This window comes from Vibrio sp. 1159 (assembly GCF_033340395.1).
GTDB lineage: Bacteria > Pseudomonadota > Gammaproteobacteria > Enterobacterales > Vibrionaceae > Vibrio > Vibrio alginolyticus.
In genome coordinates this window covers 299,673-312,859 of sequence record NZ_JAWOWL010000001.1, presented here as the reverse complement: position 1 = coordinate 312,859, position 13,187 = coordinate 299,673, and the positions used below count along the sequence as shown (strand labels likewise).

9 protein-coding genes are annotated in these 13,187 nt (G+C 46.4%); 4 read left to right on the top strand and 5 right to left on the bottom strand.

Annotated elements, in window-relative coordinates; translation table 11 throughout:
• Positions 1-80: 80 nt before the first annotated feature.
• The 3 genes from hldE to R7127_RS01470 form a co-directional block, all read right to left on the bottom strand.
• On the bottom strand, positions 81-1,511 hold the full coding sequence (gene hldE / locus R7127_RS01480) for a bifunctional D-glycero-beta-D-manno-heptose-7-phosphate kinase/D-glycero-beta-D-manno-heptose 1-phosphate adenylyltransferase HldE (protein WP_017633601.1): 1,431 nt from the start codon (positions 1,509-1,511) through the stop codon (positions 81-83).
• Positions 1,512-1,578: 67 nt separating this feature from the next.
• Positions 1,579-4,422 carry a bifunctional [glutamate--ammonia ligase]-adenylyl-L-tyrosine phosphorylase/[glutamate--ammonia-ligase] adenylyltransferase gene (gene glnE / locus R7127_RS01475; protein ID WP_258484113.1) on the bottom strand — a complete coding sequence of 948 codons (2,844 nt, stop codon included), beginning with the start codon at positions 4,420-4,422 and terminating at the stop codon, positions 1,579-1,581.
• Positions 4,423-4,535: 113 nt separating this feature from the next.
• Complete coding sequence (locus tag R7127_RS01470) at positions 4,536-5,792, bottom strand: methyl-accepting chemotaxis protein (RefSeq protein WP_258484114.1); 1,257 nt, start codon at positions 5,790-5,792, stop codon at positions 4,536-4,538.
• A 105-nt stretch (positions 5,793-5,897) separates the two neighbouring features.
• On the opposite strand from R7127_RS01470, the gene R7127_RS01465 reads away from it, so the two are divergent.
• On the top strand, positions 5,898-6,671 hold the full coding sequence (locus R7127_RS01465) for a potassium channel family protein (protein WP_005387432.1): 774 nt from the start codon (positions 5,898-5,900) through the stop codon (positions 6,669-6,671).
• A gap of 41 nt (positions 6,672-6,712) precedes the next feature.
• On the opposite strand, the gene R7127_RS01460 is transcribed toward R7127_RS01465, so the two are convergent.
• Positions 6,713-8,245 carry an inorganic triphosphatase gene (locus R7127_RS01460; RefSeq protein ID WP_053304332.1) on the bottom strand — a complete coding sequence of 511 codons (1,533 nt, stop codon included), beginning with the start codon at positions 8,243-8,245 and terminating at the stop codon, positions 6,713-6,715.
• Positions 8,246-8,457: 212 nt separating this feature from the next.
• Between R7127_RS01460 and R7127_RS01455 the strand changes: the two genes are divergently transcribed.
• From R7127_RS01455 to R7127_RS01445, 3 genes are all read left to right on the top strand, one after another.
• Positions 8,458-9,138 (top strand): TIGR00153 family protein, encoded by a 681-nt coding sequence (locus R7127_RS01455; RefSeq protein WP_005379896.1) that lies wholly within the window; start codon positions 8,458-8,460, stop codon positions 9,136-9,138.
• 131 nt (positions 9,139-9,269) lie between these two features.
• Positions 9,270-10,529, top strand: a complete 1,260-nt coding sequence (locus tag R7127_RS01450) for an inorganic phosphate transporter (protein ID WP_005379898.1) — start codon at positions 9,270-9,272, stop codon at positions 10,527-10,529.
• A gap of 178 nt (positions 10,530-10,707) precedes the next feature.
• A complete protein-coding gene (locus tag R7127_RS01445; RefSeq protein WP_005379900.1) occupies positions 10,708-11,319 on the top strand; it encodes a TIGR04211 family SH3 domain-containing protein in 612 nt (203 codons plus the stop codon).
• 88 nt (positions 11,320-11,407) lie between these two features.
• Here the strand turns inward: R7127_RS01445 and ggt are convergent, their stop codons facing one another.
• Positions 11,408-13,138, bottom strand: coding sequence for a gamma-glutamyltransferase (ggt, locus tag R7127_RS01440; protein ID WP_318141805.1), 1,731 nt, complete (start codon positions 13,136-13,138; stop codon positions 11,408-11,410).
• Between the last annotated feature and the right edge of the window lie 49 nt (positions 13,139-13,187).

The following is a 13,187-nucleotide window of genomic DNA, read 5'->3' as shown; positions in this document are numbered from 1 at the left end:
TCTGAGCATCAAGTATCAAAAAGGCCGCACTTAGCGACCTTTATGAGCAAATAGCATTTCAATGCTAACAAACAGCAGGCTTAGCCCTTACCGCCTTTGATTGCATTAATGATCTCACTGGTCGAGCAGCCATCTTCAAAGTTCAATACACGAACTTCACCACCCGCCGCAATGACTTCTTTACCACCAGCAATCTCTTCTGGTTTGTAGTCACCGCCTTTTACTAGCAAGCTTGGTAGAACTTCTGAGATCAAACGCTGCGGCGTATCTTCACTAAATGGTACAACCCAATCCACAGCGCCCAAACCTGCCAACACCGCCATGCGGCGATCGGTTGGGTTTACCGGACGACCAGGGCCTTTAAGGCGTTTTACTGACTCATCGGTATTTACCGCAACGATTAGGCGATCGCCCAGTTCAGCAGCATGGTTTAAGTAAGACACATGCCCAGCGTGCAGAATATCAAAGCAGCCATTTGTCATAACGACTTTCTCGCCACGAGCTCGTGCTTTTTTCACCGCTTCGATCAGTGCTTTTTCTGAAATCACACCGTAATCCGTGTCTTGGCTGCCATGTACCGCTTCTGCTAATTCAATCTCAGAAAGCGTTGACGTGCCTAGTTTACCAACCACAACACCTGCCGCTGCGTTTGCTAATGCACACGCTTCTTCAAATGATTTGCCTGCGGCAACAGACGCTGCCAATACAGAGATAACCGTGTCGCCCGCACCTGTCACGTCGTACACTTCTTTCGCTTGAGTTGGAAGGTGGAACGGTTCCTGGCCACGACGAATCAAGGTCATTCCGTTTTCGCTGCGTGTCACTAAAAGCGCTTCAAATTCAAACTCTTCAACCAAAGCCAGTGCTTTCTCTACTAGCTCTTGGTCAGATTTCACTTTACCTACAACGTCTTCGAACTCTTTCATGTTTGGCGTAAGAAGTGTTGCGCCACGGTAGCGTTCAAAATCAGCACCTTTCGGGTCAATGAAAACCGGAATATTTGCTGCGCGCGCTTTTTGAATGTATGCCTGAACATGCTCTAACGAACCTTTTGCGTAGTCAGACATAATCACGGCTTTAACGTTTGGCAGTGCAGCATCCATACGCGATAGCACAGGCGCAGAATCTGTGTTTTCAAACTTGTCTTCGAAGTCGAGACGAATAAGCTGTTGTCCACGGCTCATTACGCGAAGCTTCGTAATCGTTGGGTAATCAGGCAGTGCAACGAAATCGCACTTCACATTGAGTGAGCTCAGCGTCTCCGTCAGCACTTTTGCAGGCTCATCTTCCCCAGTTAGACCAACAATGTGAGCATGGCCACCTAGTGATGCGATGTTCATCGCAACGTTCGCAGCACCACCAGGACGCTCTTCATTGTTTTCTACTTTTACAACAGGAACCGGCGCTTCAGGAGAAATGCGTCCGGTTGGGCCATACCAGTAACGATCTAGCATGACATCACCGATGATGAGCACACCAGCGCTGTTGTAATCAGGTAGAATTGGTTTCATTGTTGGTCTCCAAAAATTAAATCGAAGTGAGTTTATCACAGCCCTTATCGAGGCTAAATATATGGTCTTAACTGAACCACTGATTCCAAGCCTGTTTTACCCACTCCCTTTCGGCAACAAACTTATCTTCCACCACATCAGCGTCTAAATTAAGTAGATTTCGGCGGTGTATTTCGTTTCGCATTGTCGTGTAAGCACGTATCAACTGCATTGCTTGGTCTTCGTCCATAACATCTTGCGCAATGAGCGTTTCAAAGATGCGCACATTATCACACCAACGCGTCAATTTCGGCTTATCGTGACTATAGTTGAGCACTAGGTACTGAGCGAGAAATTCGATATCGGTAATCCCACCTACATCTTGCTTGAGCATAAAGCGGCCTGGCTTTTTCCCCCCAAGATGACCGCGCATTTTTTCTCTCATTTCGACAACGTCTTTTTTCAGTTCAGCTTGATCGCGTGCTTTGCACAACACATCATGCCGCGTATTGTGAAATGCAATTGCCAGTGGTTCATCACCATAAATCATGCGCGCGCGGACAAGTGCTTGATGTTCCCATGTCCACGCGTCTTGATGTTGGTAGTCGTCGAACGCGTCTGTTGGGCTAACCAACAAACCCGATGCACCGGACGGACGCAATCGGGTATCGACCTCGTATAAAATACCGGAAGCGGTGCGAGTGGAGAAAATATGAATGATACGCTGTGCTAAACGAAGGTAGAACTGACGACCATCAATCTCTTTCTTGCCGTCAGTGTAGACATTGACGGGGCAGTCATGCATGAAGACAATATCCAAATCGGAGTTATAGCCGAGCTCCCACCCTCCGACTTTACCATAACCAATTACAGCAAAGCCTTTACCTTCACGATCTTTCACATGCGTTGGCTCGCCGTACTTTTCAGACACTTGCAACCAAGCCTGACTGATCACCGCATCCACGATAGCTTCCGCTAAATAAGTTAAATGGTCACTCACTTTCATCACTGGCAATGCGCCAGCAATATCTGCCGCTGCAATACGCAAAATACAAATTTGCTTAAATTGACGCAACGCTTCCATTTGCTGTTCCATATCATCTTCAGGAATACGCGCCAAATAATCACGCAGCTCTGTACGGTAACTGTCTAATGGAATGGGATTGTATAGCTGCGCAGGGTCGATTAACTCATCAAGCAAGATAGGATAACGAGACAGCTGCTCTGAAATCATTGGGCTTGCGGTACACAAACGTACGAGCTGCACCAGAGCCGCTGGATGCTCATCCAATAATTCCAAGTAAGTTGTGCGAGTGCAGATGTTGTGTAGCAAGTGAAGTACACGAGATAAACCAAACTGTGCATCAGGATGGGCAAAGACCGCATCAAACACTTTCGGCATCAAACGATTGAGCACTTCGCGTCCACGTGGGCCTAACGTTTTTTTGGCCAGATCGGTTTTAAAGTTGATGATGGTTTTCGCGCATGAAGCAAAGTCTTCAATCTGAATATCCTGCTGCAAGATATGCTCAAGAACGTCTTGTTTGTCGGCCATATCCCATAGCTCATGAAAATGACGAGCAACAGTAGTCCCCTCGTCTTCTTCATCATCACCAATTAGTGATTCAAAAACTTGGTGAACATTTGCCATATGCTGCTGGGTTTGCTCAATTAATTGCTCCCAACAGCTCATTTTCATCGCAGTGGCGATCTTTAAGCGTTCGGTTTCGCAATCAGGCAGCGTCTGGGTTTGCTTATCCGCCATTGCTTGCAACAAGTTTTCTAATTGACGCAAGTACTTGTATGCGGCTTCTAGATCGCTGACTTCTTGTGGAGTAAGCAATGCCAGCTCTTCAATGCCTTGCAGCGTTTCCAACAGCCCTCGATTACGCAAAGAAGGCTCTCGACCACCTCGAATTAATTGAAAAACTTGAGCGATAAATTCAATTTCTCGGATGCCACCCGCACCTAGCTTAATGTTGTTATTCAACCCTCGGCGGCGAACCTCGCTACTGATCATCGACTTCATTCGTCGCAAAGATTGAATCGCACTGAAATCAATATAACGACGAAAAACAAAAGGGCGCAGCATTTGGCGTAGCTCTTGATACTGCGGGTACATCTCACATCCCATCACCCGAGCTTTGATCATCGCGTAACGTTCCCAATCTCGCCCCTGTTCTTGGTAATAATCTTCAAGTGCGGCATAGCTCATTACCAAGGGGCCACTTTCTCCAAATGGGCGAAGTCGCATGTCGACGCGGTAGCAAAAACCATCGAAGGTTTGTTGGTCGAGCGCTTTGATGATGCGTTGACCAAGACGAGTAAAGAACTGGGCATTGGCAATGCTTCGGCGTGCGCCTTGGGTTTCGCCATTCTCTGGGTACGTGAAAATTAGATCAATATCGGAAGAAAAGTTTAGCTCGCCACCACCCAGTTTCCCCATGCCGATAATTAACATCGGCTGCACTTCACCGTCCTCACTTGTTGGTGTGCCCCACTCCTGGCAACACACTTGATATTGCCATTGATAGGTTTCAAAAATCATCGCTTCTGCCAACTCAGATAAGTGGCTTAAAGACGTCTCTAGCGACCATGCATGCGTGAAATCCTTCCACGCAATGTACACCATTTCTCGGTTGCGAAACTGACGCAACACGCGATGACCAGACATCTCATCAGGACATTGTTCCAACAGTTCAGCAAGGCGTGAGCGGTAAGACTCCTGACGACTTGGCTGCGCTAACATACTTGGCAACTCACGGCCTAGGACTTCATCGCGATGAATGGCTTCGGTTATAAATTGGCTTAAGCCCGCCACATAACGAAATTGCTGCGCAACCTCATCGGGCCAAAGGGGAAAATAACCTGCGTCTTGGGCGTTTTGTACGGCAGATTCAGCGATAGAAATCAGTGGCGAAGGCAGCTGCATTTTTCTTCCTTGTTTGAAAAGCACGGTAACTCATTCTTTATACCAGACTGAAAGCAAATAAAAACGCCCACAAAAGGTTTGTGGGCGTTTTATCAAAAGTTCGGGATCGAATATTAAACTTGGAAAGATTTGATCTTCTTGTCTAGCTCACCTGCATTATTTTGCATCATTTCAGAGGTTTCTAGCAGCTCGGTAACGACAACAACTGAGGCTTCCACCAACTCACGTACATTGGTGAGGTTTTGGCTCATCTCTTCTGCAACACTGCTTTGCTGACCAGACGCCGTCGCGATCTGGAAGTTCATATCATTGATTTGCGTCACTTGCCCAACAATACCATCGAGCTCAGATCCAGCATTAGAAACCAGCTCGTTTCCATCTGCCGCTTCTACAACGCTTTTTTCCATGAGTTCTACCGCAGATTCAGCACTGGTTTGCAGCTGTGCGATCATCTCTTGAATTTCTACCGTCGCTTGTTGTGTACGTTGGGCAAGGTTACGAACTTCATCTGCAACCACAGCAAAACCCCGCCCAGCCTCGCCAGCTCGCGCCGCTTCAATCGCCGCATTCAGTGCAAGCAGGTTGGTTTGTTCAGAAATGCCTTGAATCGTCCCCACAACGCTACCAATGGCTTCAACACGTTGTTCAACTTGGTTAACCGCTTGTGCCGATGAAGCGATATCCGATGAAAGTTCACTCATTTTCGCCATTGTACTTTGCAAGAACTGCTGACCAGAAATTGCTTGCGCGGAAGCTTGCTCTGTTAGAGAAGATGCCGTCTGGGCATGTTCCGCAACCGTTTGGACCGTCGACGACATTTCACTCATCGCCGTAGCAAGTTGATCAATTTCGTTAAACTCTTCTTGCGCCGATTCCTTCGTTTCCGACATGCTCAGCGTCATGACTTCGGTGAGCGTTGATAATTCATCAGACGCATTAATTTGCATTTGAATCACATCGTGCAATTGTCGACGTGTCTTTTCTAATTCACGTGCCACGTCTCCGTATTCATCTTTACAATCCATACCAAATGGAACAGAGAGGTTCTTGCTCGCCATCAGTTTGATCGCGTCGCTCAGATACTGTGTTTGACGCAACATCACTCTAGCCGCCGCTAATAAGAGCACGACAAAAACCACTATCAATAAGGCGGTTTGCCAAGCAACTTGCGTTAAGTATGCTTCATAATGCTGTTGGGCAACTTGCGCGTTTTGTGTCGCCGCTAAAAGTGAGTCGTAAAAAGTGTTTGCGTCCCACAGTTGTTTTGCCACGATCAGGACAGTACTGAAGACCATCAACATGACCATTTTAGGCACCAGTCGAATGTCGGATATGACCCTTTCCCATGGCTTAAATGCCAGCTTTTCCATTGTCAGTTCTCCACCGAGTCTTATATAGTCTTTATCTATAATCTTTATATTACTTATAGTTATGTTCGCGCTTTGCGTGGTTACGCGATTTATTTTGAGCTTCGTATGAAAAACAATGATATCAAAGACAGCACACGACCGATGGGCCTGTTGTCACTAATATTGTCTTTTATGGCACTATTTGTGATCTCTGGCTTGTTGTTTTTCCCGATCGATCACGAAACCCGTCAAGTTCTTATCGGTCTGGATTTCATAATCTGTAGTATTTTTCTACTACAGCTCACCATTGATTTGATCCGGTCCACAGATCGCTGGTTATTCCTTAAACGTCATTGGATAGATTTCGTGGCGAGCATCCCATTGATAGAGCCCCTGCGCTTTGCTCGTATTTTTCATATTATGCGAGTGGTATTAGTACTGCGTTCGTCAAAGTTCATTTTGCATCAGCTCAAAGAAAACCGCCGCGAAACCACGGTCGCCTCTATACTGCTATTGATGGTTATCCTCATAACACTCGGTTCTAGTGCAATGCTGTTTATCGAAGCGAAAAACCCAGAAGCGAATATTCGTACTGGCGCCGATGCTTTGTGGTGGGTATTTGTAACAATCTCAACGGTTGGTTACGGCGATCATTATCCAGTGACCTCCATAGGAAAGTTTTTGGCTGTCATCATCATTGTTTGCGGGGTGGGTATCTTTGGTATGATCTCGGGTCTTATCACCTCTATCCTTACTGCCCCAACGAAACAACAGACGCACAGTTCAATCAATAAAGAACGTATGCTCGAGCAGCTCCTAAGCCAACAAGCGCAAATACTAGAACGACTCGATTTCATGGAAAAAGAGCTACAACAACGTAAAACAGAGACAAAAAAATAGGACCATGCGGTCCTATTTTTTTGTTCTTATCACCAGAACGATCATTCACGCCAATAAGGCTGAACTTCCACACTGATCGCTCGGGTTTGATCCATTGCATGCAAAATTGAGCGCTCTTGACGGTGCAACCAGCGTTCTAACTGCTCTTTTTCTGCGTCTTCCAGCATATCAACCAACGGGAGTAAGTGGTTCAGCATTAGCAGATCATCGATACCATGCACTAGATCCGCCCATGGTAAACGGAAGCTGTTACGCTCATCCGAGTTATACAAACTCGCGAAACCAATACCAGTATAGAGGTTACGCAATAAGCGATAACGCTGATCAACGTACTCTTGCGCCGTCAAATCGCGCTCTGCTGGGAAAGCTTCCATTAGCTCAGCCCAAGTGCGATCGAGCTGAGTAACTGAAAACGGCATGATGTTACTTGCCATTTTTTCACGTGCTTTTTCATCAAGAAATGGCTGCCAACCGCGCGCTAAGATCCAGCGGCTTAGATCCAGCAGTAACCCTGTGTAACGCGCGGAATTGAGCAACCCTAGCACTTCTTCACGGCTTGGCAACTCTTGTAACTGCTGAGTCAACTCAGATACTAAGAACTTACGCGCATCCAACTTGCGCAGCACATTGCCTTTGTCATCTAAAAGCTCTTCAAGGTGTGCATGCTCATCCAACCAACTCAGTTCTTCTTCCAACCATTTAAGCTCTTGGCGCAGAATCGCGCTCGCGCGACGAGGGACAATCCCGCCAAAAATAGTCAATGTTTGACGAATGAAACGAATGGCATTACTGATTTCACGCAGTGCTTCCACGCTGTCACGCTCAGCATAAATTTGCTCGTGATAATGCCAATGAGACAAAGCGTGCTCTAAAGAGTTGATCAAGCAAAATTCAACGGTATCCGTCGGACTACTGTCCACAAGTGCCAATGATTTTACTTCATCACCCGCATAACCGCTTGCAAGTCGATAACCTTTCGCCGCTTTGCTCAAGTTACCCAAACGCATACCACCTTGCTCGCAAAAGCTGCGTGCCAGCGTGAATAAAGCTTCGGTTTGGCCAGACTTAAGTTCCAGTTCAACTTCGCAAATCGGCTCTTGCTTCTCTTCTTCGTCTTCACCTTTGGCTACAACTAAGCCTTGGTCAAAGGCAACTTCAATCTGACTGCCATCGGGCATGCCAATCAGCCATTGTTCACGTGTGAAGTTGGTCGAGAATAATGGCATAAGCTCGGATTGCAGCGTTTCTGCATCTTTACCTGGAGGCCAAATATCTAGAGGATGAAGCGACAGATCAGGCTCGTCGCTAGTGTGCTCAGCATTGTATTCTGGTCTTTGATGTAAGCCTGCGACGACGCGTCCTGCTGTCTTTACGGTTTGGACGAATACATCATCAAAACGGCGAATTCTTAAACCAATGTCGTGCTTTCTGAGCCATTTATCGGCAGTATCAAAATAGGTGTTACCCAAGTCACGACAACTATGCTGAAGTACTTTTGTCTCAGAAATTTTTTCTTTTAAAGTTTCTGAAAATTCAGGAGAAACAAAAAACTTCAGTTCTATTTCGGTTTCCATAGCTATACCTTTCAAAGCAGATAGAAACAGGATATTGCGTAATTTCTCACACGGCAAGAGAGAAATATCGCCGGATTGATGATCTAAAACAGTTTTAATGAGCGATTTAATGCGTTACCATGCGCGCCTTTATAGCCATCGTTCAACATTTCGCCAAGCACTCAGAAATGGTGTATGTTTTTTTAAGGTTATAGTTATTAGGTTGAATGACCATGCCAGTAAATACAATTATGGGGTTATTTGCAAAGTCCCCAATTAAGCCTTTGCAACGCCACGTTGTGTGTGTCAACGAATGTTGTTCACACTTGGTGAAATTCTTTGAAGTATCTTCAAAGGGTGATTGGGAAAAAGCAGCAGAAATCCGTGCACAAATTTCTCACTTAGAGAAAGAAGCGGATGTGCTGAAACGTGAAATCCGTCTAAAACTGCCTCGCGGTTTGTTCATGCCAGTCGACCGTACTGACATGCTTGAGCTTTTGACTCAACAGGACAAACTTGCAAACCTGGCAAAAGACATTGCTGGCCGTGTATATGGTCGTCAACTTGTCATCCCTGAGGCTCTCCAACCAAACTTCCTCGCTTACGTTCAACGTTGTCTTGATGCTGCCGATCAGGCGCAAAAGGTAATCAATGAACTTGATGAATTGCTAGAAACCGGCTTCAAAGGCCGTGAAGTGACGCTCGTCGCTGAAATGATTCATCAATTAGACGTTATCGAAGATGATACCGATGCCATGCAGATTGAACTTCGCCAACAGTTGATGGTGATTGAAGCTGACATGAACCCTATCGATGTCATGTTCCTGTACAAGATTCTTGAATGGGTAGGTGGTATTGCCGACCAAGCGCAGCGCGTAGGTGCTCGTTTGGAAGTCATGCTATCTCGATCTTAAAACATAAAGTTAACGACATAACGAAGAGCATAATTAACACGTGTCATAGGGACGATGACTATTTTCATCGTCTTATGGTTTGGCGCGCGTAAAATTTTGTTCCGCTTGTTATAAAACAACTAGGTATTACGATGGATATCCTTGCGAACTACGGCACTGTCCTGATTATTGTTGCAGCGATTTTTGGTTTCATGATGGCGATTGGTATTGGCGCGAACGACGTTGCTAATGCGATGGGTACATCTGTAGGTTCAAAAGCGCTAACTGTAAAACAAGCTATCATCATTGCGATGATCTTCGAATTTGCAGGTGCTTACCTTGCAGGCGGTGAAGTAACCGACACTATCCGTAAAGGTGTAATCGAAACTTCTTTATTTGCTAGTCAACCAGATGTTCTTGTCTACGGCATGATGTCTGCGCTTTTGGCAGCAGGTACATGGCTGCTTCTTGCCTCTTACATGGGCTGGCCAGTATCAACGACTCACTCAATTATCGGTGCAATCATTGGTTTTGCGTGCGTATCAGTAGGTACTGAAGCGGTTGACTGGGGCAGCGTTCAAGGCATTGTTGGTAGCTGGATTATTACGCCAGTGATTTCAGGTTTCTTTGCTTACGTTATCTTTGTCAGCGCACAACGCCTGATTTTTGATACAGAGAACCCTCTGTTTAATGCGAAACGTTTTGTACCTGTTTACATGTTCATCACAACAATGGTGATTGCACTTGTAACCATCAAAAAAGGTCTAAAACACGTTGGTCTTCACCTGACCAATGGTGAAGCCTGGATGTGGGCAGCTGCAGTTTCAGCACTTGTGATGATTGGCGGCTACGTATACATCCAGAAAAAATTCGCTAATCGCGAAGAAGACCGCAGCTTTTCTGGCGTGGAAGGTATCTTCAGCGTTCTGATGGTTATCACCGCTTGTGCGATGGCATTTGCACACGGTTCAAACGACGTTGCAAACGCCATTGGTCCACTGTCTGCTGTCGTATCGACTGTTGAACACATGGGCGAAATCAGCACGAAAAGCACCATCGCTTGGTGGATTCTACCTCTTGGCGGTATTGGTATCGTGGTCGGTCTTGCAACACTGGGTCACAAAGTAATGGCAACCGTTGGTACAGGCATCACTGAGCTAACGCCTAGCCGCGGTTTTGCAGCACAGCTAGCAACAGCATGTACGGTAGTTCTAGCGTCTGGTACAGGCCTGCCAATTTCAACCACTCAAACATTGGTTGGTGCGGTTCTCGGTGTTGGCTTTGCTCGTGGTATCGCAGCACTGAACCTAGGCGTAGTTCGTAACATCGTGGCATCATGGATCGTTACACTACCAGCGGGTGCGTTATTGGCCGTAGTATTCTTCTACGGACTTCAAGCGATGTTCGCTTAAGACACTCGTCAATAGAATGTAAGCGCTTTGTCATTATTGACTCAAACGCACAGAAAGGGAGGCTTTGCCTCCCTTCTTTGTTGCACCGAAGTTTGAAACTGCATACTATTCGTCTATTTCCGGCTCCAATCATTCGGTGCCAACGCTGTCTCCAAGAAAAATCGTTAAGGGATTTACTGTGAAAAAACTAATCATCACGGTTTTGTTTACTTTGCTAGCAGCGCCAGCGGCCCTAGCAGCAGACCGTTATATTTCTGATGACCTCTTCACTTTTATGCACTCAGGTCCAAATAACACCTACCGTATTATTGGTAGTGTTAACGCCGGTTCTAAAGTACAACTGATTAAAACCAACCGAGATACTGGCTACACGCAAGTTCGTGATGACCGTGGTCGCACTGGTTGGGTACAAAGCAAGTTTGTGACAAACCAAGAGAGCATGGCAATTCGCCTTCCTCGCATTGAGAAAGAGCTAGCCGAAGTAAAAGAGCAGCTTGCTAATGCTCGTCAAACTTCTGATGCAGAGAAAGCAGGTCTTGTTACCTCTCTCGAAACACGTAACCAACAAATTTCAGATCTAGAAAATAAATACTCTGAGATCAGTGATCAGCTTACTTCTGTTGAAACAGAAAACCGCGAGCTACGCGCAAAGCTGGATACACAAAAAGATGACATGCTGCTTAAGTACTTCACTTATGGCGGCGGTGTTGCAGGTTTAGGTTTACTATTTGGTTTGATTCTTCCGCATGTCATGCCTCGTAGAAAGCGCTCTCCTGCGGGTTGGGCATAAACCCTTACGCTTTTATCTTTAAAAAGAACGCAAAAGCCAGTCGATATTGACTGGCTTTTTAGTTTGCTTCGTTTGATAGAAGTGAGTACTACTCCCCCATTGAACTAGAGGCTCGACGACGATCCGTTGCGCCATAAAGCTTGCCATCTTTTAGCTCAATTGCATTCAAACCGCTTACCACTGGAATAACGTGCACTGGGTAGCCAAGCTCCATAAACTCAGGCACCAGCATTTCTGCGAACGTTTTCTTTTCCACCAGCAAACCAGTCGGGTCATAAGACTTGGTGCGGTCTATCTTAGTGCCATACTGGATGTTTGGTAAGTCAATAGCCTCTTGCGCTGATAATTTCCAATCCAGCACCCCAACCACGGTTTTGAGTACATACCCCGGGATTTGTGAACTACCTGGTGACCCAACCACCAAACGCAAGTTATCATCACTGTCCATCACCATTAATGGCTTAATAGCCGAACGTGGACGCTTGCCCGCTTCAATTGAGTTTTGCGTAGGCTTGCCGTTAACCGTTGGCTGAGGTGAGAAGTTAGCCATCTGCGCATTCAAGATAACGCCATCGACCATCACACCCGAGCCCATACCCGTTCCTACCGTGCTGGTCATCGCAATTGCATTTCCATCTCTATCGACGATAGAAATATGCCCTGTATCTTTGCTCTCGAAGCCTTGATATTGCGCATACTGAGTTTGCGTTATCTGTCCTGCTTTTGGATCCTCTTTTAAAGTGCCATTATCAGGGATTAAATCACGTCTCTGATCTAGATAGGCTTTAGACAACAACTGTTCAACTGGCGCTTCCACATAATCTGGGTCTCCGGCATACGCAATACGATCGGCTTTTGCAATTCGCATCGCTTCAGTCATGAGACGCCAAGGTTCCACATCCGTTTTCGCCATATGGGCAATGTCATAGGGTGCGAGCAGTTCAAGACTCTGAGCGACCATCACACCGCCCGAAGCTGGGTAACCAAAAGAGACGATTTTATTCCCACGGTAGTCGCTCTCAATGATGTCACGCTGCTTCACTTGGTAATGTTTAAAATCTTCTAAAGACAACTTCTCGTGTTGGTCATCAATACGACTATTAACCGTCTCTACGATGTGCTGACCAAGCTCACCACCATAAAGGTAACGATCGCCTTGTTGCGCGATCTTCCTCAGCGTCTCAGCCATCTTAGGGTTCTTCATCAAGGTTCCCGTCGGCTTAATATCGTCCGCTTGCCAATACAAGGCTTTCACTTCCGGATCTTGCTCAAGTCGGCTTTGCTCTCTTACTACGATGTCGTAGGTGTAGCTGTTCATCGCGTACCCATTGCTCGCCAATGTAATCGCCGGCTTAATCAGCTCTGCCCATGGCAACTTGCCGTATTGTTCATGAGTAGTGTAAAGCAACCGCAACGTGCCCGGAACCGCAACAGAACGAGGGCCTAATATTTCGTTGCGACTGAGTACTTCCCCATTCTCAACAAACATTTCAGGGTTCGCGCTAGAGGGCGCTTCATCTCGACCATCAAGGGCCCGAAATTTTTTCTCGTCATGTTGATAAAACAGCGCGAAAGTCCCGCCGCCAATTCCGGTCATATCTGACTCAACGACAGACATCACCATCTGCATCGCGACCATAGCATCAACAGCGTTACCGCCTTCTTTCAATATTGAGTAACCGGTACTGCTCACGTAAGGATTCGTCGCACTGACCATGAAATCTTGCCCGCGACTATCTGGTGTAACTGGGAATGGGTCTGGCTTTGCTGCATAGCTTGTCGATGCAACAATGCTTAAAGAAAAAATCAGAATACGCATGTGTCTCTGTTTAGACTCCTATTATGTGATGGGGTCTAACGTGGACCAA

Coding starts and splice junctions, on each gene's coding strand:
- hldE (WP_017633601.1), bottom strand. CDS start 1,511: ATGAAACCAATTCTACCTGATTACAACAGCGCTGGTGTGCTCATCATC.
- glnE (WP_258484113.1), bottom strand. CDS start 4,422: ATGCAGCTGCCTTCGCCACTGATTTCTATCGCTGAATCTGCCGTACAA.
- R7127_RS01465 (WP_005387432.1), top strand. CDS start 5,898: ATGAAAAACAATGATATCAAAGACAGCACACGACCGATGGGCCTGTTG.
- R7127_RS01450 (WP_005379898.1), top strand. CDS start 9,270: ATGGATATCCTTGCGAACTACGGCACTGTCCTGATTATTGTTGCAGCG.
- R7127_RS01470 (WP_258484114.1), bottom strand. CDS start 5,792: ATGGAAAAGCTGGCATTTAAGCCATGGGAAAGGGTCATATCCGACATT.
- ggt (WP_318141805.1), bottom strand. CDS start 13,138: ATGCGTATTCTGATTTTTTCTTTAAGCATTGTTGCATCGACAAGCTAT.
- R7127_RS01455 (WP_005379896.1), top strand. CDS start 8,458: ATGCCAGTAAATACAATTATGGGGTTATTTGCAAAGTCCCCAATTAAG.
- R7127_RS01460 (WP_053304332.1), bottom strand. CDS start 8,245: ATGGAAACCGAAATAGAACTGAAGTTTTTTGTTTCTCCTGAATTTTCA.